At 38.5% G+C, this 20,086-nt stretch carries 18 protein-coding genes; 7 read left to right on the top strand and 11 right to left on the bottom strand.

The window, feature by feature from the left end; genetic code table 11:
- Positions 1–154 precede the first annotated feature (154 nt).
- Positions 155–523, bottom strand: a complete 369-nt coding sequence (locus AC0L3W_RS15720; protein WP_333386635.1) for a VOC family protein — start codon at positions 521–523, stop codon at positions 155–157.
- Positions 524–893: 370 nt separating this feature from the next.
- On the bottom strand, positions 894–1,235 hold the full coding sequence (locus AC0L3W_RS15715) for a hypothetical protein (protein WP_333386638.1): 342 nt from the start codon (positions 1,233–1,235) through the stop codon (positions 894–896).
- Between the two features lie 349 nt (positions 1,236–1,584).
- Here AC0L3W_RS15715 and AC0L3W_RS15710 point away from each other — a divergent pair, with 349 nt between their 5' ends.
- Entirely contained in the window at positions 1,585–2,514 is a 930-nt protein-coding gene (locus tag AC0L3W_RS15710) for a patatin-like phospholipase family protein (RefSeq protein ID WP_409440093.1), read from the top strand.
- Positions 2,515–2,545: 31 nt separating this feature from the next.
- Here the strand turns inward: AC0L3W_RS15710 and AC0L3W_RS15705 are convergent, their stop codons facing one another.
- Positions 2,546–2,797: a TIGR03643 family protein gene (locus AC0L3W_RS15705; RefSeq protein ID WP_333386644.1), complete on the bottom strand. Its 252-nt coding sequence runs from the start codon at positions 2,795–2,797 to the stop codon at positions 2,546–2,548.
- Positions 2,798–2,975: 178 nt separating this feature from the next.
- On the opposite strand from AC0L3W_RS15705, the gene AC0L3W_RS15700 reads away from it, so the two are divergent.
- The gene (locus tag AC0L3W_RS15700) at positions 2,976–4,838 is read left to right on the top strand and encodes a PhoX family protein (RefSeq protein WP_409440094.1); all 1,863 of its coding nucleotides are present in this window, start codon (positions 2,976–2,978) and stop codon (positions 4,836–4,838) included.
- Between the two features lie 94 nt (positions 4,839–4,932).
- Here the strand turns inward: AC0L3W_RS15700 and AC0L3W_RS15695 are convergent, their stop codons facing one another.
- The 3 genes from AC0L3W_RS15695 to AC0L3W_RS15685 form a co-directional block, all read right to left on the bottom strand.
- Positions 4,933–5,367: a universal stress protein gene (locus AC0L3W_RS15695; RefSeq protein ID WP_409440095.1), complete on the bottom strand. Its 435-nt coding sequence runs from the start codon at positions 5,365–5,367 to the stop codon at positions 4,933–4,935.
- Between the two features lie 262 nt (positions 5,368–5,629).
- On the bottom strand, positions 5,630–6,526 hold the full coding sequence (locus tag AC0L3W_RS15690; RefSeq protein WP_290038829.1) for a Fe(3+) dicitrate ABC transporter substrate-binding protein: 897 nt from the start codon (positions 6,524–6,526) through the stop codon (positions 5,630–5,632).
- A 2-nt stretch (positions 6,527–6,528) separates the two neighbouring features.
- The gene (locus AC0L3W_RS15685; RefSeq protein ID WP_409440096.1) at positions 6,529–8,643 is read right to left on the bottom strand and encodes a TonB-dependent siderophore receptor; all 2,115 of its coding nucleotides are present in this window, start codon (positions 8,641–8,643) and stop codon (positions 6,529–6,531) included.
- Positions 8,644–8,948: 305 nt separating this feature from the next.
- On the opposite strand from AC0L3W_RS15685, the gene AC0L3W_RS15680 reads away from it, so the two are divergent.
- From AC0L3W_RS15680 to AC0L3W_RS15665, 4 genes are all read left to right on the top strand, one after another.
- A complete protein-coding gene (locus AC0L3W_RS15680; protein WP_473573821.1) occupies positions 8,949–9,950 on the top strand; it encodes a FecCD family ABC transporter permease in 1,002 nt (333 codons plus the stop codon).
- Positions 9,947–10,915 carry a FecCD family ABC transporter permease gene (locus AC0L3W_RS15675; RefSeq protein ID WP_290038826.1) on the top strand — a complete coding sequence of 323 codons (969 nt, stop codon included), beginning with the start codon at positions 9,947–9,949 and terminating at the stop codon, positions 10,913–10,915. The genes AC0L3W_RS15680 and AC0L3W_RS15675 overlap by 4 nt, the downstream gene beginning before the upstream one ends.
- A complete protein-coding gene (fecE, locus tag AC0L3W_RS15670; protein ID WP_409440098.1) occupies positions 10,915–11,679 on the top strand; it encodes a Fe(3+) dicitrate ABC transporter ATP-binding protein FecE in 765 nt (254 codons plus the stop codon). Before AC0L3W_RS15675 ends, fecE begins: the two co-directional genes overlap by 1 nt.
- 114 nt (positions 11,680–11,793) lie before the next feature.
- Positions 11,794–13,839: a bifunctional 2',3'-cyclic-nucleotide 2'-phosphodiesterase/3'-nucleotidase gene (locus AC0L3W_RS15665; RefSeq protein ID WP_409440099.1), complete on the top strand. Its 2,046-nt coding sequence runs from the start codon at positions 11,794–11,796 to the stop codon at positions 13,837–13,839.
- A 68-nt stretch (positions 13,840–13,907) separates the two neighbouring features.
- Here the strand turns inward: AC0L3W_RS15665 and AC0L3W_RS15660 are convergent, their stop codons facing one another.
- From AC0L3W_RS15660 to trmB, 5 genes are all read right to left on the bottom strand, one after another.
- Complete coding sequence (locus AC0L3W_RS15660) at positions 13,908–14,132, bottom strand: hypothetical protein (protein ID WP_409440100.1); 225 nt, start codon at positions 14,130–14,132, stop codon at positions 13,908–13,910.
- Positions 14,133–14,182: 50 nt separating this feature from the next.
- A complete protein-coding gene (locus AC0L3W_RS15655; RefSeq protein WP_290038822.1) occupies positions 14,183–15,340 on the bottom strand; it encodes a Na/Pi symporter in 1,158 nt (385 codons plus the stop codon).
- A 214-nt stretch (positions 15,341–15,554) separates the two neighbouring features.
- Positions 15,555–17,000, bottom strand: coding sequence for a S1 family peptidase (locus AC0L3W_RS15650; RefSeq protein WP_409440101.1), 1,446 nt, complete (start codon positions 16,998–17,000; stop codon positions 15,555–15,557).
- 459 nt (positions 17,001–17,459) lie between these two features.
- Positions 17,460–18,047, bottom strand: a complete 588-nt coding sequence (locus tag AC0L3W_RS15645) for a DNA-J related domain-containing protein (protein WP_290038820.1) — start codon at positions 18,045–18,047, stop codon at positions 17,460–17,462.
- Positions 18,048–18,159: 112 nt separating this feature from the next.
- Positions 18,160–18,906: a tRNA (guanosine(46)-N7)-methyltransferase TrmB gene (gene trmB, locus AC0L3W_RS15640; RefSeq protein ID WP_290038819.1), complete on the bottom strand. Its 747-nt coding sequence runs from the start codon at positions 18,904–18,906 to the stop codon at positions 18,160–18,162.
- Between the two features lie 114 nt (positions 18,907–19,020).
- Here trmB and mutY point away from each other — a divergent pair, with 114 nt between their 5' ends.
- Positions 19,021–20,085: an A/G-specific adenine glycosylase gene (gene mutY / locus AC0L3W_RS15635; protein ID WP_409440102.1), complete on the top strand. Its 1,065-nt coding sequence runs from the start codon at positions 19,021–19,023 to the stop codon at positions 20,083–20,085.
- Position 20,086: the final 1 nt, after the last annotated feature.

Genomic DNA, 20,086 nt, shown 5'->3' with positions numbered 1-20,086 from the left:
TTGAGCTAGGATTTTTAAAAGGGGTTATGACGAGAAGATGGTTTAGATAGATTGGTTTTGCTGTTAGAAAAAGAAAAAAGCAAGAACACTGTTTATATCAATTACCTTACCGTGATTGATATAAAGTGTCCTTACTTAAAATGAACTAATTTACTTAGGTCATGTGGAAGAAACAAAGTTTGTTGCCATCCAAGTCATAAACGTATGACCCATAGAAAAAGTCAAAACGTTGACCAGGTTCGCCGGCGTCTGTTGCACCTAGTTCAATGGCTTTATTGTAAAGCGCTTGTGCACCTTCAATTGAACCACCAGGAATAGCAACTTGTTGACCGTTACCAGCACTTTGTGGGTTGTTATCATGAGGAGTACAAACAGCTAGCATTGCGCCACCAGCATCTGTTCCGTAGAACTTAATTCTATCCATTTCCAATAAAATTTTACCGCCAACTAACTCAAGTAGTTCATTGTAAAAAGAAACTGCTTTATCTAGGTCTTTTGAACCAATCGTAGTGTATCCAATCATAATTTAATCCCTGTTTTAAAAAGATGAAGTAACGTTATTTAAGTCTCAATCAGTAGCCACTTGGTAACGTTGTGTCGTTGTTAACGACACGAATATTTACATACCTACCGATAGATAGTCAAACTATTTTTTGAAAATAAACGCTATCGAATAACAAGAAAAGTGATGAATATTCAAAAAGAGGGGTTAAATAGCATTAACAATCAATAAGTTATATTTTATTGGAAAAGTTATTTTTTATAATAAAGTGTGATCATAACCAAGCGATTAAGATCATCACTTAGAATACGCACAATAAAAGGGGAAAAATAGAAGTATTAACTGCCCATTACAAATAGTAAAAAGCAGTTAAGGAAACAGACTAGAGGTATTAAACAATCGAAGACTGTTGTACTAAGTTATAACCGTAAGCAGCAATAATTAAGACCAGTACGCCTAACCCTTTTAATAAACCTTTTTTATTCACTTGTGGTTCAATTTCACATCGCTTACCAAATAAAAAATGCCCGATTATTCCCGCAAAAATACCATAAATAAGCGCGACCATATCAGTTTGCTTAGCAACAACAAATGGGTCATACAAATGATGAATTAACTCGCTGGTTAATAAAGGAATCTGCACTAAAAAGGTTTGAGTAAGTAGCATATAAGTAATAAAAAAAACAAATATAGCAAAGGGCAATCGGTAAGGAATAAGTTTAGATTCTGTCATTTTTTTCTTCTGTTTAATTAGGGTAAAAAATAAATGGTTATCGTATCGATAATCAAATTTATTTCATCTTAATAAGTATCATCATATTAGTCATTGATTATTGTTGATTATGCCACAGCTTACTCTTTCATATGTGAGCTAATCCCCTATTTGCCCTCAGTTCAGGTTAATGGAAACGAAACATTATATAAAATCAGATAGTTAAACCATTTAATAAGCAATACAAATATCAAGCGATGCCTAAGCAAAATAATAAATAACAATTAACTATCAATTATTAAAATTAAAACGATTTTACCTATTGAATTAATACTCGTATATTAGCTAAAAAGTTTAATAGGGACATCAAATGAGCCAAATACCAGTACCATCATTCGCTAATACACCTAACTGTGAAGCAACCCAACCCGTTAAAGAAACCGCACTTGTTGTTGAGGGTGGTGGTCAGCGTGGTATTTTTACAGCAGGCGTATTAGATAGTTGGTTAGCGAAGGACTTTAATCCTTTTTCTATTTTAATTGGTACTTCGGCTGGTGCTCAAAACCTATCAACTTATATGACTCGTCAATCAGGTTACGCTAAACGATCGATTATGCAGCTTTCCAGAGATCCTGAGTTTTTTAGTATAAAACGTTCTTTTACTAAACGTAATGCAATGGATCTTGATTGGTATTTTGACCGTGTTAGCGAGCCTGAATATCAGCTCAATATGCAATGCGCAGAAAACCAATTAGTTAACCGCCAGTTACTTTTTTCGGCGACAAATATGAATGGCTTCTGCCCTACTTTTCTTGAACCTACGGCAGACAACTGGTTAACCATGCTCAAGGCATCCAGTGCGCTACCTTATTTGTATAAAAAAGGCGTGGCAATTGGAGCTGATCACTATGTAGATGGTGGCGTGGCTTTACCTATTCCGATTCAAGAAGCATATAACCGCGGTGCGAAAAAAATTATTGTTTTACGCACCGCGCCAACGGATCGCAATGTAGGTTATCCGTGGGCACGAAAGTTAAAGTCTTGGGTGTGTAAATCCAATAAATGCCCGAAGGTATTAGATATTATTACTGGCTATGAGAATGCTTATAACCAAGCCATTAATTTTATCCAGCAACCACCTGAAGATGCACAAGTGATTGAGATATCTCCACCTACAAAGCTAGCCAGCCGTATTTTAGGAAGCAGTGACAAAGCGTTAATGGCAGATTATCAATTAGGTGTTGAAGTGGGTCAGGCTTTTTTACAGAGCCAGTCAGCACAACTATTTAAAATGCATTAATGGATACAAAGGTAAAATGGTAACCACTGTTTTATCTTTGTTTGTATTGTGTAGAGCAGTAAGCTCGACTAACTTCAGGCGACCTTAGTTTTAAATGCTTGGTTTTTCTACCACTGACTCTGGCACGCCATAATCTGAAGCTACCTGGCTTTAATTGCCCACGCATAAAGCTAATTAATGCTTTTTCACTTAAACCAAACTGGTCTTCAATTGCTTCAAAAGGCGTTCTATCTTCCCACGCCATTTCAATCACTCTTGATACTTCACTTGCTGTCAGTGCCATTGTTCTTTCCATCAAATTTTAAAAAGTCTAATACGAACCTGCACGTGACAAGGTTTAATCTTTGCTTACTTTTAATTAAACACTGGTTTTAATGATGGTAATAAATTTGTCATCTTACTGCTTTAGTCTAGAGCTCGATTTTTATCCCCCCTTTAAATAAATGAAAAAGGTAATAAACATGACGGATTTATTAGATAAAGAAACGGACTTTAGCAGCATGATTGACGCACGTTTATCACGTCGTCGTTTCTTAATGGGCACAGCAGCAGTCGGCGCAGGTGCATTTTTAGCCGTTAGCCCAGTAGCAAAAGCGATTGCTGCAAGCATGGACAGTAAGCTTTTAAACTTCACACAAATTCCGGCATCAACGAGCGATAATGTTGTTGTACCAAAAGGTTACAGCACAAGTAACTTGATCTCATGGGGTGACCCAATTTTCCCAGATGCGCCAGCATTTAATGCCAACGGTAAACAAGATGCAAAAACACAAGCCATGCAGTTTGGTGACAATACTGATGGGATGAGTATTTTCCCACTTTCAAAAGACCGTGCCATTATGGCGATTAACAACGAATATACTAATTACCAATTCCTTTTCGACCATCAAGGTAAAGCGATGACTGCTGATGATGTGAAAAAAGCACAAGCAGCTCATGGTAATACCATCGTTGAAATAGTTCGCAAAGACGGAAAATGGTCAATAGATAAAAACGGTAAAGCGAACCGCCGCATTACCGCAAATACTGAAATGATGATGACAGGTCCAGCTGCTGGCGATGACTTGTTAAAAACTAAAGCGGACCCAACAGGTACTAAAGTATTAGGGACTATCAATAATTGCGCAAATGGTGAAACGCCATGGGGCACTTACCTAACATGTGAAGAAAACTTCAACGGTTTATTTGGCTCTGAAGAAGAAGTTGCATTAGATGATAATTTCAAACGTTACGGTATTAAAACAGACGGTAACAAATACCAATGGCATCCAACAGACAAGCGTTTTGATCTTGCTGTAAACCCACAAGAAGCAAATCGTTTTGGTTGGGTTGTAGAGATCGATCCTAAAGATCCAACATCAACGCCAATGAAACGTACTGCATTAGGCCGTTTTAAACATGAAAATGCAGCGGTTGTTGTCAACGATGATGGCCATGTTGTGATTTACCTAGGTGATGATGAGCGTGGCGAGCACTTATATAAATTTATCTCTAAAAATAAATACCAAGAAGGCAATAACAGTGCAAACCGTCAACTGCTTGAAGAAGGTACTTTATACGTCGCTAAGTTTGAAATGGATGCAGATAAATTAGAAGGTGAAGGTGAATGGTTAGAGTTGACCTACGGTAAAAATGGTTTAACTAAAGAGAATGGCTTTAATAGCCAAGCTGAAATACTTATTTTTGCACGTAAAGCAGCTACACAAGTGGGTGCAACAACTATGGACCGCCCTGAATGGGTTGCCGTTCACCCGGACAAAAAACACGTATTCTGTACACTGACTAACAATAAAAACCGTGGTGTGAAAGAAGGTCAAGATGTTGATGGTGTTAATCCACGTGCTGAAAACCATTATGGTCAAATTGTTCGCTGGATGCCAACTAATGCCGACCATACAAGTGCTTCATTCAAATGGGATTTATACCTGATTGCTGGTAACCCTACAGTACACCAAGGCGATTTATACGCGGGTAGCGCAAACATTAATAAAGACAATATGTTTAACAGCCCTGACGGCCTTGGTTTTGATAAAGCAGGTCGTTTATGGATCCAAACTGATGGTGATTTCTCAAACAAAGGTGACTTTGCAGGGCAAGGTAACAATCAAATGTTATGTGGTGACCCTGAAACTGGTGAAGTACGTCGTTTCTTAACAGGCCCAATAGGCTCTGAAGTGACTGGTTTAACTTTCTCTGAAGACCAAAAAACTATGTTTGTAGGTATTCAGCATCCAACAGGCCACTTCCCGGCAGGTGGTGACAGCAAACCACGTTCAACTATTGTGATGATCACTAAAGATGATGGCGGTGTAATCGGTAGCTAATACCGATATTAAGATCAACTATACTTAACTATTAGCTCAATAAAAGGGAACCTATCTGCATAAGGTTCCCTTTTTTTATTCCTTTTAAAACGCTTTATTTATCAATCAGTGCCACAATCAATAAATCCACAGAAGACGTATTAACAAGCCCTCCGACTGTTGGACTAACCCTGCTCCAAAAATCATGGTGGTGCCCGCAAATAATTAAATCAATACCCGCCTCTTTCACAGGCGTTTCTAAGCTATGACTGATATCGCCATTAACCACATACGTGTGGGCAATATCATAATCAAGTTCAGAGGCTAGTGTCTTTAATTGTTGGGTAAGTTCTTCCAAGTCCGGGTAGGCGGCTAATCCTGCGAGGCTTAAATCCATTAAACCTGTAAAACCATACTCTCCCAATAGTTGATTAACATGAACCAGTGAAAGCTTAGCATCGAGTGATTTAGCCAAGTTAATGCCTTTATCGATAACTAATTGGTTGTCTTCTTCAAAATCTACAGTAACTAAAATATGACGGTAACTCATGGGTAACCTCCTTCATCAAGATATCGCTTTATAATATTAGTACTAAAGATAAAGTGAACCTGATACCACCAGCACATTACTGCAAGATTACAGACCTTTTTACTATTCTAATGACCTAGATCAAAGCTAGAAAAACGATATAAATAAAAGAAGTTAATTAAGTTAGATGAGTTATGAACAAAGTAAATCGCTCACATGAAGAGGATAAAACTAAACTATTTTGTGCGGCAAAATAGTTTAGTTTTTTGGTTGAGTTAAACGGTTAGTTATTTAAGGCTTCATCCAATTCTTTGGCAATGCCTTCTGCGGCTAGCATGCCACGGTTGAGAGACCAAAGTGCTGAAGACACCTGCACCATTTGTCCTGTTTTACTTATTTTAAGTAATTTAAATAATGGATTATTTTCCCAGCTTTCCAACACTGTGACGGGCTTGCTCCTTACATAGAATAACCAGTCTGGATTAACACGTAACAACACTTCTAAGTTAGCTTGTATTAAATGATTATCCTGCAAATCAGGTAATGCTGATTTCAAACCAAGATAACTAAACAAGCTACCAGTAAAAGACAGCGGTCCATGCATCCACATGCCACGTTCATTAACTGTCGTAAATTGAATCGTTTCGTCACTCTTAAAGCGTTCACGATAACTATTCATTAACTGTTTATGTTGGCTAATACGCGCTAACATTTCTGACTCTTTACCAACCGCTTTACCAATCACTTTAGCGGCTTCAAGTGCATCTAAGTAACTTTCTCCACGGCTTTTTAGCAACATGGTAGGGGCTATTTGAGAAAGATCTTCATAACTGACACGATGACGGTATATATCACCAATAATCAAATCAGGTTTAAGGCGTGCAATCACCTCTAGGCTAGGCTGAGAACGCATGCCGACCGAAGTCCATGGATCAAGTAACTCACGTACAGCAGGAATGATTCTTTGTGGGTCTAGATCATCTGCAACACCAACAGGTGAAATACCAATTGAAGCAAGTGCATCAATAAATGAATACTCTAATACCACGATACGTTTAGGCGCTTGTTGTAAAGTTAACGTACCCAGCTCATGCTCTACTTCAATGCTTGCCTGTACTGACAATGCAGTACAAAGCAGTATTAAAGCGCCGAGAAGGCGCTGATAAACAAACTTAAACACAGTTAGAATTTACCTGATAAGCTGAAGGTGAGATTACGTGGATCACCGGCGTAAATATTAGTATCACCAGAACCACCGTAGTAATAGATTTCATTAAATAAGTTTTCAATATTTAATGATGCGCGGTAATGCTCAATTTCATAATGAAGACCAATATCAACAGTTGTATAACCTGGTAGTTTAACGCGGTCTGTTGAGTCTTCATCAGTGTAACGAGAACCCTCGTAATTTGCCCCTAATGTAGTCCCTACGATACCGTCAGCAATTTTGTACGGGAAGTTATACTTAGTCCACACATAAGCATCATGCAGAGCACTCGCAGCAGTACGGTTGCCTTCAATATTATCATCAGGGTTATCTGACACTCTAGCATCAACGTAAGCGTAACCTAGTTTCACCTGCCAGTTCTCTATCGGCATCATTAACAGCTCTACTTCAACACCCGTGCTCTTAACGCCACCTAACAACTCATCTTCACCGGTTGTTAGGTTCTCTTCAACCACATTGGTTTTTTTAATATCAAAGTAAGCGATAGATAAGTTTGCTTTGTTATTAAATAGATCAGTCTTGGTACCCACTTCATATTGACGACCTTTTTCAGGGTCGAAATGGTCACCGTTAGCATCAGTGTCTTCGATACTATTTGGGTTAAAGCTTTCACCGTAACTAGCATATAATGAAGTTGCTTCAGATAAGTGATAAACCACACCAGCTTGAGAAACAAAAGCATCACTCGAGCTTGAATCAGTTGTCCCTCTATCTACTCTTTCAAAATCAGCATCTTGACGGGCATATCGAATACCAGTCATTAATGTCCAAGTCTCATTTAAATAAATTGTATCTTGTAGATAAGCTGCGTAGTTCATGTAGTCTGTAATACGATGGTTAACACTCGAATCGCCTTCATGCCCAGTTAAATCTGTTGGATTAGAGAAATCTACAGTACGAGCATCATCATAAGTTAAACGATCAAAATCTTTTTGTTCATAGCCAAAACTTAAGCCAGCTAATAACTGGTGCTCAACGTCACCCCACCACAAACTGCCAGTGGTTCTAGTATCAATAAAGTGATATTGACGTTTATTATCATTCTCACGGTCAACTAAGCTAACAGTATCAGTAGTATTATCAACTGAAGTTGTTCTGTAGTATTCACGAGTATCTTCATGCCACACACTTCGCCAATCAACTGTAATATCAAAGTCATCAGTGACCATGGTATTAAAAGTAGCAAAAGCCACCAAACCTTTATCTTCACCATTATCATCAGCAGATTGATAATGTGTATCTATTTTAGCAATTTGATTGATATCGTTATCTAACACGACTAAACCATCATCTGGAACACGTTGTTCAGTTTGTAACTCTAAACCAAATGTCACTTCTGTTTCTGTATCAGGGCGGTAAGTTAGCGTTGGGAAAAAGTAATAGTTTTGAGAATCAACATCATCACGATATGAATTATTATCTTCAGCACTTACTATAAAACGATATAACCATTTTTTATCATCCGTTAACGGGCCTGTTGCATCTATCGATCCTGTAAAGCTATTGTCATCACCAAATTCACTGACGCCAGTACTATAGCTATTACCTGAAATATCAAAACTAAATGATGCTTCCTCTTGTGGTTTTTTAGTGATGATGTTCATCAAACCACCCGGTTGCACTTGCCCGTACATGATAGAAGCAGGGCCTTTTAAAATTTCTACACGTTCAACATTAGCCGTTGTTGGAGAGCCAAAACGAGAAGCTAAACCCGGTAAACCATTCACTTGAATGTTATTAAGGTCAGTATCAATACCACGTAAGCTAAAACTATCGGCATTTGTACCTGATTGACTTAACCCAGTTGTATAACCGTAAGCATCAGACAATGATTCCGCACGGATATCCTGTAAAAACTGTTGGTTGATAACATTGACCGTCAGCGGTGTATCTTTAGGGTCTACATTACTCTTAGTGGCAGTGCTTACTTCTGGGTTTAAATAAGAGTTTTGTTTACCAACAACGACCATTGTTTCAAGTTCTGTAGTCGTTTCTTCAGCGGATACGTAAGAGGTTAATCCCAAAATTAGGGCGAGACTGTGCGTCACAGGATTAATAACAAATTTCATTGTCGATTGCTCATTTTGTAGTTTAGGTGATAGAAAATCCGTTTAAGGCCTTCTGCATACAATTTTTTGGTTCAACTCACTCATTCCAGTGGTGTTTGAATCTATATGCGAATAATATTGATAATCTATATCATTAACAAGAGCAAAAAGTCGTTTTGACTAAGTTAATCCTTTTATTTGATATTGATTGTTATTACTCTTTAAAATAGAATCTTCGACATCTAACAGGTGATATGACTTTTGTTGTAAGGCCTAAGCGAATAAACAAGGTAGCTTCTTCCTTCACTTAGGTATTTCAAAATATTATGCCCCTCTCTATTCGATATATTTTGCTCTTTGTTTGCGCATTTACTTTGCTCTTATTTAGCTTTGCTTGTTCTCTTATTGCTTGGTCTAGCTTCCCGCTTGACCTGTCACATATCTCAGCTTATTTATTTAATTTCGATAGTCAGAGTATTGAGCAGCAAATATTAGCAACCACGCGTATCCCAAGATTATTAGTTGCGATATTAATTGGTAGCAATTTAGCGGTAGCCGGAGTGCTGATGCAGGGCTTAACACGCAACCCTCTTGCTTCTCCCTCTATATTAGGCATTAACTCTGGCGCAGCTTGCTTTATGGCACTAGCCAGTATTGGTATTAATGTTTTAGGAGAGGTATCGAGTTTAGTATCAGCATCAGTTGGCGGTTTGATCAGCGGTGCGTTAGTGATTTTTCTAGGCGGTTTTTTCTCTGCTCGTAGTAACCCATTAAAATTAATTTTGGCCGGGATCGCGATTAATGCTTTATTAATTGGGATCACTCGCGCAGCAATCATCTTAGCCGATGATAGAGCGTATAGCGTGATCACCTGGTTATCCGGTTCTTTAGCAAGTATGGATTGGCAACAATGGCAGTTGTTATGGCCAAGCAGTCTAGTTGGTTTAGCCATTGCTATTTATGTCGCTAAAAATCTTAACCTACTTGCACTAGGTAATGAGGTAGCGACGAGTTTGGGCATTAATATCGCCTTCACTCGCTTTTTATCTTGTATCGCAATTATTTTGTTAACCGCTTCCAGCGTTTCTGTCGTTGGACCAATTGGTTTTGTGGGGTTAATCGTGCCGCATATTGCAAGACGATTAGTGTGCAATAACTATCTTTTATTGTTACCTGTTAGTGCATTATTAGGCAGTTGTTTAATAGTTTGGGCAGATGCTTTATCACGTGGCATTGCCTTTCCCGCTGAAACACCAGTTGGTGTGATCACGGCATTAATTGGTGCGCCTTTCTTCGTATTTCTCAGTATTAGGAATAAAGCCCTATGAGTCGTTTAACGCTCACTTCACTGTTGCTTATTTTATTACTGATTAGTGTTGGCAGTTTGTTTATTGGTGCTTCAACACTTTCTGGACAACAAATCATAGACACTCTACTGCATAGTGGCGAATATGATTTCATTGTTAATCAATACCGTTTACCTCGACTATTATTGGCAATTGGTGTTGGTGCAGGGTTAGGTTTATCTGGTTCTCTGATTCAAGGTGTTATTCGTAACCCTTTAGCTTCCCCTGATTTAATGGGAATTAGTGCAGGTGCAGGATTAGCCGCTACCGCCTTATTGGTCTTTTATGCTGCGGCACCGGTTTATCTATTATTATTAACCGCTTTATCAGGTGGCTTAATCGCCGCAGCAATTATTTTATTGATCGCCTATAAAACTAAGCCAACACCGATCAGACTAGCGTTAATCGGTATTGCCATTAGTACTTTCTTATCCAGTGGCATCGATTTTTTAATTATCGTTAACCCTGTTGAGATGAATACTGCGATGGTCTGGTTAACGGGTAGTTTATGGGGAAGAAACTGGACGCAAGTACCTATTATTTGGGCGACACTTGCCATTGTTCTGCCTTTTGCCTTCTGGTTAGCATGGCGATTAGATGTAATGGGACTCGGTGAAGACTGTGCAACGTCCTTAGGTATTCGTCCATCTAGATTACAATTAATTGCATTATTAACGGCAGTGATCTTAGCCAGCATTAGTGTTGCAGTAGCAGGAACGATTGCTTTTATTGGATTATTGGCTCCCCATCTTGCGCGTATGTTGTTTGGGCATGATCATAAATACCTGATCCCTGCCTCTGCTTTATTAGGTGCTTTGATGTTAATTATTGCAGATACATTAGCAAGAGGTTTACAGCCACCATTGGAACTACCTGCTGGTGTATTAACATCATTAATTGGCGCTCCCTATTTCATTTTTTTATTACAACGTTATAAGGCTTGGTAATGATATCAACGGAAAATCTCACAGTATCCTATGGTGACAAAACTATTATCAAAGATCTTAATTTAACCTTGCCCAAGGGAAAAATTACCGCCTTAATCGGTCCCAATGGCTGTGGAAAATCTACGCTTTTAAAAGCATTAGCACGTATTAATAAAGCCAATGCAGGACAAGTGTTACTCAACAACCAACCTTTACAAACGTTTGCTGACAAACAATTAGCACAACAACTGTCATTATTACCACAAATACTGACCACGCCAGAAGGTGTCACTGTACAGCGCTTAGTGGAATATGGCCGCTCTCCTTATATTTCTCACTGGGGAAAGTTAAGTAGCCTAGATAAACAAATCGTAGCGCAAGCGATGTTCGAAACCCAAGTCAGTGAGTTTGCAACTCAGACAGCTAGCTCACTTTCAGGCGGTCAGAGACAACGAGCTTGGATTGCCATGGTGCTCGCACAAGATACCGAAGTGGTCATGTTAGATGAGCCCACTACTTATTTAGATTTATCACATCAAATTGAGTTGATGAAATTAATGCAAGCGATGAAAGCCAAGGGGAAAACCGTGATTGTCGTACTACACGACCTTAACCAAGCCTGTCGTTACTGCGATCACTTAGTAGTCATGAAGCAAGGCGAAGTCGTTGTGGAAGGCGAACCAGAAGTCGTATTTACAGAGCAATTATTACAGGATGTCTTCTCCCTCGCCGCTAAAGTGGTTCCCGACCCGATTGCTAATACTCCAATGTGTGTTGCTTATTAACCTCTAGAAAAAATGTCTTTCAATTTCAGATTGATGGGCATTTAATAGCACAGTAAGATAAATAATTTACTTTATGCTTTCTTACCCCTGCATTAAATTGAAAAGGAATATTCTGTGAAAAAAACGCTCCTCGCAACGCTTATCTCATCAACTTTGATTATCACAGGCTGTAATGACAACAATGACAGTTATTCAGCAACATTACGTGTTCTTGAAACCTCAGACATTCATGCCAATGTGATGGATTATGATTACTATAAAAGTAAACAAGATATCACCATTGGTCTAGCTAGAACGGCTAGCTTGATTAATATGGCACGAAACGAAGTTGAGAATACTTTATTAGTCGATAATGGTGATTTACTACAAGGTAGCCCAATGGGTGATTATATTGCTAGCGAATTTAAACAAGGACGCGAGTTCACTCTCCACCCTAGCTATAAAGCAATGAACCTATTAGATTATGAAGTCGGTAATATAGGTAATCATGAATTTAATTATGGTTTACGCTTCCTTGAAAAAGCGATAAACGGTGCGAACTTCCCTTACATTAATGCCAATGTATATTGCCAGTCAGACTGTTGGGAAGATAAAAAAGAAGGCGATAACCTATTTACACCTTACCTAATTAAAACAACTGATATCATTGATAATGAAGGTGTAAAACGCACTATTAATATTGGTTATATCGGCTTTGTACCTCCACAAATTCTGCAATGGGACAAACAAAACCTAAACGGCAAAGTCACAGTAAAAGGCATTGTAGAAACAGCACAAAAATTTATTCCTGCAATGAAAGCAGCAGGTGCTGATATTATTATTGCGATACCCCACTCAGGCATAGGATCCAGTGAAAACCCAAATGATGTTCATGCAGAAAACGCAACCTATGCACTGACCACTGTCGCAGGAATTGATGCGATTATGTTTGGTCATAGTCATTCAGTTTTTCCTAGCCAACAGTTTGCAGAGATCCCTAATGTTAATATTGAAAAAGGCTTAATTAACGGCATTCCTGCGGTGATGCCAGGCCGATGGGGCGATAACTTAGGCGTAATAGACTTTGACTTAACCTACCATGATAATCATTGGATTATTAATGATGCTAAATCTGAGTCTCGCCAAATATTTAAACGTAACAAACAAGGTAGTAAAGTTGCGTTAGTAGAAGCAGATAAAAGAATTTATGATGCCGTTGCTGAAGACCATAAAGGCACTTTAGACTTCGTAAATGCACCTATCGGTAAAGCGAACAGTAATATGTATAGCTTTTTGACCTTAGTGCAAGATGACCCAACAGTGCAAATAGTCTCTGATGCACAATTGCGCTACATGAAAGATCAAGTAGCAGCTTCAGATAATAGTGCCTTAAAGGGGCTACCTATTTTGTCCGCAGCGGCTCCCTTTAAAGCCGGTGGGCGCCATAGCACGGCATCAGATGTTGATGCATACGTGGAAGTGCCTAAGGGTAATTTGACCTACAAAAATGCGGCGGATTTATATCTTTACCCAAATACGGTAGTTGCATTAAAAATAACAGGTGAACAATTAAAAGATTGGTTGGAATGCAGTGTGAATCAGTTTAATCAAATTGATAGCACTTCAACTGAGCCACAATATCTGATTAATTGGCAGGATCACCGTACTTATAACTTTGATGTGATTGATGGCGTCAACTATAAAGTCGATGTAACCCAACCAAGTAAATTTAATGGTGATTGTTCTGTCATTAACCCTGATGCTCAACGTATCGTTGATCTAGCCTATACAGATGACCAAGGTAAAACGTTAACGGGCAATGCATTAATGAAACAAGACTTTATTATTGCCACCAATAACTACCGAGCATTCGGTGGTAAATTTGCAGGTACAGGCGCTGAGTATGTCGTCATGGAACAACCTGATACTAATCGTGATGTACTATCTGCTTACATTAGCGCAGAAACCAACAACAATGGCGCAGTTGATCCATCTGCAGATAATAACTGGGACTTTCTTGATATTAAAACGGATACAACCTTAGATATTCGCTTTGAAACACAAGACAGTGCGCTAGCGGATCGCTTCATCGCTGACAATGCACTGCGTACATTAACCAAACGAATTGAACCAGATAGCTTAGGATTTGCCGTTTATAACATCGATTTAAAAGCACAATAAACTAAAGGTTAATAAACGTAAAAAGCGAACCAAATGGTTCGCTTTTTAATATACACAACTCATTGCTATTAAGGTTTCTTTTTAGACTGCTCTAATAAATAACTGATGAAATTTTTAATGCCCGTCAGATTTAATTCTGCACTCATCATATGATGGTCTAAATCATTAATTTCATGTTCTTGCTTTAAAAGCTCACGACGTTCCACTTCCGCTTTTAATTCAATTAATGTTGCTTGTGTTTCATTAATCAATTTATTTAATCTTTCAGTGGTTAACACTTGTAAATTACTCATCTGACTTTCCTCAATAATACTTTTTCTTAATCGCCAATAACTAAAATAGATTAAACAATACTAGTCACTGTTAAACACACCGCAGGGACAACAAAGAACACACCTAGGATATAACCCAAAGCTGCAAACTTGTTTTCTGCTGCTGTTTGACCTAATGCTTCAGCGGCTTTAACTGGTAAATTACGTAGTGCTGGAATACCGTAAATGACCAACACCCCTAAAATGTTATATACCAAATGAATAAAGGCAATTTGCAAAGCCGCTTGAGCATTACCAGTAACGGCAGTAGCAGCTAATACCGCGGTAACACAGGTACCAATGTTCGCCCCCAGAGTGAATGGATAAATATCTTTTAATTTAAAGGCACCTGAACCAGCGAGAGGAATCATTAATGAGGTAGTTGTCGAAGATGACTGCACTAAAATAGTGACCAATGTGCCAGACGTAATACCTGAAATCGGACCACGTCCAATAGCAGTATGCATAATGCCCTTTGCTTTACCTACCATTAGCTTTTTAAGTAACTTACCAACTAAAGTAATTGCCACAAAAATTAATAAAATTCCGACAATAATTAACGACACACCACCAACTTGATCACCTAATGAACTACCTACACTTTTAAATGAATCAACAACTGGAGCAGTGGCTGCTTTAACAAAGTTAAAGCCTTTAATTGAGGTATCACCTGCACCATAAAACAAGCTTGCTAACCAGCCGCCCATTTGCTCTAAAAAGCCAAAAGCGATCTCTAGTGGCAAGAAAATAACCACTGATAATAAATTAAAGAAGTCATGAACTGTTGCAGCAGAAAATGCACGCTTAAACTCTTCTTTCGCACGAACATGACCAAGTGAAACAATCGTATTAGTAATAGAGGTTCCAACGTTTGCTCCCATCACCATAGGCACAGCAAGTTCAACAGGTAAACCACCTGCTACTAAGCCCACTATAATAGAAGTCACCGTTGAAGAAGATTGAATTAAAGCGGTCGCAACAATACCAACCACTAAGCCAGCAAAAGGGTTACTCGCAAAAGCAAATAATTCCTTTGCATGGGCACCCACTGACATTTTAAACCCACTGCCAATGATGCCAACGGCACAAATAAGTAAATAGACTAAAAATGCAACGGTTATCCATTGCACATAATTATTAGAGTTTTCTGATTCGCCTCTGTTAGGCAGCACTGCTTGTACATTTTCCATAGTAAAACTTTCCCTGTGTCATAATTGATAACAGGGATGCTATAAATAATGTATTACAAATAGATTACTAAAAAGTGACGTTTTGATTGCTACTTTTACAAGTATTCACTAACTCACAATAAATAAAGTTAAGTAAATAACAGATAAATTTGAGACAAAAAAGCCATCAACAAGGTGATGGCTTTTTTTATTAGCTTCTTAGCTAAGTCTAAAACTAATTAACTAAAGAGGCAGTATATCGACGTCTAATAGCGATTAAAGTAAGTACAGACAGTGCGATAAAACCAAGGCTACCACCACTAGAGCTGCTTGAACTTGTTGTCGTTTCTGTTGTATCCGATGAAGTAACGATCACCTCATCAGAAGTCTCTGTTTCATCTTCAGTGGTGTCCGATGAATCATCTGCTACTTCATCCACAGTATCAGCTACATCCGCGTCACTATCATCATTAACTAATAATTCTGCGGTAAATACACTATCGGTAGTGATAGCATCATTCAAATCGAACTCGATTTCACAACTTGAAATATACTCTTCAGTAGAATATAAGAAAGTATCACTGCAGGCATCGCTAAGAGTAATGGTATCGCTGTAGCTATCGTCATTGAAAGTTAATTCACCAATATCCGAGTAAGTTTCTAAATCGTCACCATATTGATAAACACTCAATAAACCAGAAGCATAGGTCTCACTATCAGCATCGTAGATTGCTACTCCCTCTTCGACTACCTGTATACCGTCAATATTCTCTAGAATCCAAGTTCGTAAATTACTCACGTTAGTGTAAACAGCGGGAGAGTCAGAACAAGACGTAGCTCCCCAACTAACTAATCCGACTAAAGTTAACTGCCCATCAAGGTCAGCAAATACAGGGCCACCACTATCTCCAGAGCAGCTATCAATATCTATATCGTCATCAGCTGTATAACCTGCACAAAACATATTATCAGTCATTGAACTTGCCCACTGACATTGATTAGTAGGGATAAACGGTAATTCTGCTTCTTGAAGCGTTGTTGGGATAAATTCTTCTGGAGTAGCATCCTCATCCCCTGACATTTTTCCGTAACCTATTACGGTCAATATATCGCCTTCTTCTATAGCACTAAATTGACTCGCTAACGGTAATGCCGGACCAGGTTGATAATAAGCAGAGTCTAGTTTTAGTAATGCAATATCATAATCAATACTATCATCATCGTAGTTAGGTTGAATTATTACATCACTAAATTCATAAGCAGAGACACCACTTCCCTCTGCTGCATTGGTTGTTGAGTAATGTGTTGTGCCGCCGATGATTGCGCTAAAATCCGCAGCATCCAAAGCAGTGGCATTGCCATCACTATCATCAGTGTCGTAAACACAATGCGCAGCTGTTGCAACCCAATTAGAACTAATTAGTACGCCGCCACAAATAAAGTTACCTGAACTATATAAAGCCACCATCCAAGGGTACTCTCGTTGCGCATCATCGCCACCAACAATATAAGTGGTTGGTGTTAATGAAAGAGTATCACTATCGACCGTGCCCTCTACTTCTGTGGAAAATCGTAATGAATAACTCTCATATTCATCAGCGGCAAATGATGGTGTTGATAAGCCTAGGGTTAAGCTGGTGATACTCATTACAAATGCTGAAATTTTAGTGGTTAACGTCATAGTTGTGTTCGCTCTGTCCATGTAATGTTTAAAGGCAATATTAGCCTGTAAAATGCAGGTTATCTCGTTAATTTATTAATTTCACAACTTACTTTGTATTTACAAAATAGCATTGCTAATAAGAACAAGCATTTACGGTTCTAAAAACAGTTTAACAAGCTCACTTATTAAACTGTAAATACCTAATTATAGCTATATATTGGTAATTACCCACTTATCCTTTAAGAAAAAACCGTTAAATAACCATTACAATGCATTACAAATAAGCAATAACACATAAAAATCAATCAGTTGAAAAACTTAATTTAGAAAAATTTTACGAATAGTTTTTAGTTAAAAAGGGATATACATTTTTCTATAAAAATATGTAAATTGAAATGAATGATGAAGTCATTACCTTCAGGCTATAATGTCCAGCTCTATAATGTGTTCCCAAAAGATAAAATAATTACTGGTCGGCTATGCTTTTAACACTTGCCACGCTTCGCAAGCTTTCAGGAATTTATCTTTATCCCCTGTTGGTCTATCTGGGTGCAGTTTCAGTGCTAGTCGTCGCCATTGTTGGCGTATCTGTTGTGGTGAGGCTTGTGTATCTAACTCGAAGACATGTAACGCATTCGCTTTATCAATCGTATTTATCGCAGGGCTAATGGTCTGATGATAACGATCCCAAAAGCCTGTCAGCATCACTTCTATTTCATCTGAGTCTGTTTCAAAATACTGCCAATCTAAATAGTAACTGCGTAATGCAGATGTCTGTTCAAGAGCCACCTCAATGTTAGTAGGTGGATGCTCAAATAGTTGAATGTTCATCGCTTCAACTTGTAGCCATTGTAAAGGCAATAGCATTGTTTGTAGTTGATATAAGGCATTCATCAACAAGAAGTTTCTTTTAAATAAGTCTTTATTGGGGTCCTTATCTAGTTCTTCCAGTAATCCATTTTTTTGCAGCTCTGTGGCTAGGTGGTGAATCTGACAGTTTTCTTCAGCGGCTTCAATTAAGGTTAACAACGGCCAAATTAACGGGTTTTCAATATTGTTATTCATGAACAGTCTAACCACCTAAAAATATCAATAAAAAAAGCGAGTATTGATAATGAACAATACTCGCTTTCTTTGTCAACTTATCGCTAAGCTTTAAATCACTCTAAGATGTTATTTAGCTAATACGCTCAAACAATAAATCCCATACCCCATGGCCTAAACGATGACCACGAGATTCAAATTTAGTCAGTGGACGCCAATCTGGACGTGGAGCATAATCACCTTCAGTACTGATATTTTTAAAATCTGTCGCAGCTTGTAAAACTTCTAACATGTGCTCTGCGTAGTTTTCCCAATCTGTCGCCATGTGGATAACACCACCAATCGCTAATTTAGGACGCATGTTTTCAATGAAGGCAGGTTGCACGATACGACGTTTATGATGACGCGCTTTATGCCAAGGATCTGGGAAGTATAATTGGAAAGTAGATAAGCTTTGATCAGGGATCATAAACTCTAATACTTCAACGGCATCATGGTTCATTACGCGTAAATTAGTCACGCCTGCTTCACCGGCATCAGCTAAACATGCACCAACACCAGGACCATGCACTTCAATACCTAAAAAGTTTTTCTCTGGTGCATTTTTAGCCATTTCAATCAATGACTTACCCATACCAAAACCGATTTCTAAAACAACAGGGTTGGCATTACCAAATAGCGCTGTAAAGTCGATCTGTTTTTCTTGGTAATCTACACCCATAGTTGGCCATAAGTCATCAATAGCAGTTTGTTGACGTTTAGTCATGCGCCCTTCACGTTTAACAAAAGAACGAATTTTACGAATATACTTTTCTTTCGTGTTTTCAATGTTGTTTTCTTCTGTTCCATTATCTGTCGCAGACTGGTCATGCTCTGTCATTTTCTTACCTTTCAGTTTTTGGTCTTGGTCTAATTAGCCGTGCATTATGCAATGTTATATTAATTGTGCAACTCTGCTAGACTAGCGCTCTTTTTTATTATTGAAGAGTTTCTAGTGAGTGAGTTGCATTTTAGCCAAAGAATCAATGATTGGCACCAACAACATGGCCGTAAAACCTTACCTTGGCAAATAGATAAGAGTTTATATAAGACTTGGGTCAGTGAAGTTATGTTACAACAGACGCAAGTAGCGACTGTAATCCCCTATTTTACTAAATTTATGCGCTCATTTCCTTCTATTTCCTATTTGGCGAATGCACCTATTGATGAAGTATTACATCACTGGACTGGATTAGGTTATTACGCCCGTGCTCGTAACTTACATAAGGCAGCACAAATCGTCAGAGATCAGTTCAATGGTGAATTCCCTGAACAGTTTGATGATGTATTAGCGCTACCGGGCATTGGCCGTTCGACTGCAGGTGCGGTGTTATCACTGACCTTGAATAAACACTTCCCTATTCTTGATGGTAACGTAAAGCGTGTCTTAACGCGCCATCAAAAAATTGAAGGTTGGACTGGTGAAAAGAAAGTTGAAAATCAACTTTGGGCATTAGCAGATAAAGTGACTCCCAAGAAAAACACTAACATTTTCAACCAAGCCATGATGGATATGGGGGCAATGATTTGCACACGCAGCAAACCTAAATGTGAAGAGTGTCCTGTATCTGACGATTGTTTAGCGTTAGCAGATAATTGCATGACTGATTACCCAACACCAAAAGCCAAAAAGAAGATTCCAGTAAGAACGGCTGTGATGTTGGTGTTAAAAGACAAGCAACAAGGTATTCAATTAATACAACGTCCACCAACCGGCATTTGGGGTGGATTATGGTGTTTCCCTGAATTCACCGATAATGAGTCGGCATTAGCCAGTTTATCTGATATCGGTATTACCGAATACAATGCCACTGAGTTACCGACTTTCCGTCATACATTTAGTCATTATCACTTTGATATTTCGCCAATACTAGTGGAGTTTGGTAAGCAAGAAAGTCAGCAAGTCATGGAACAAACTGGCCAACTTTGGTATAACTTACAACATCCACAAAAAGTGGGATTAGCGGCAGCAACTAAAAAAATATTAAATACCGTTAATAAAATAACGCACAAGGAATAAA

The organism is Psychromonas sp. KJ10-5, from assembly GCF_055808325.1.
This window is presented reverse-complemented; position numbering and strand designations above follow the sequence as displayed.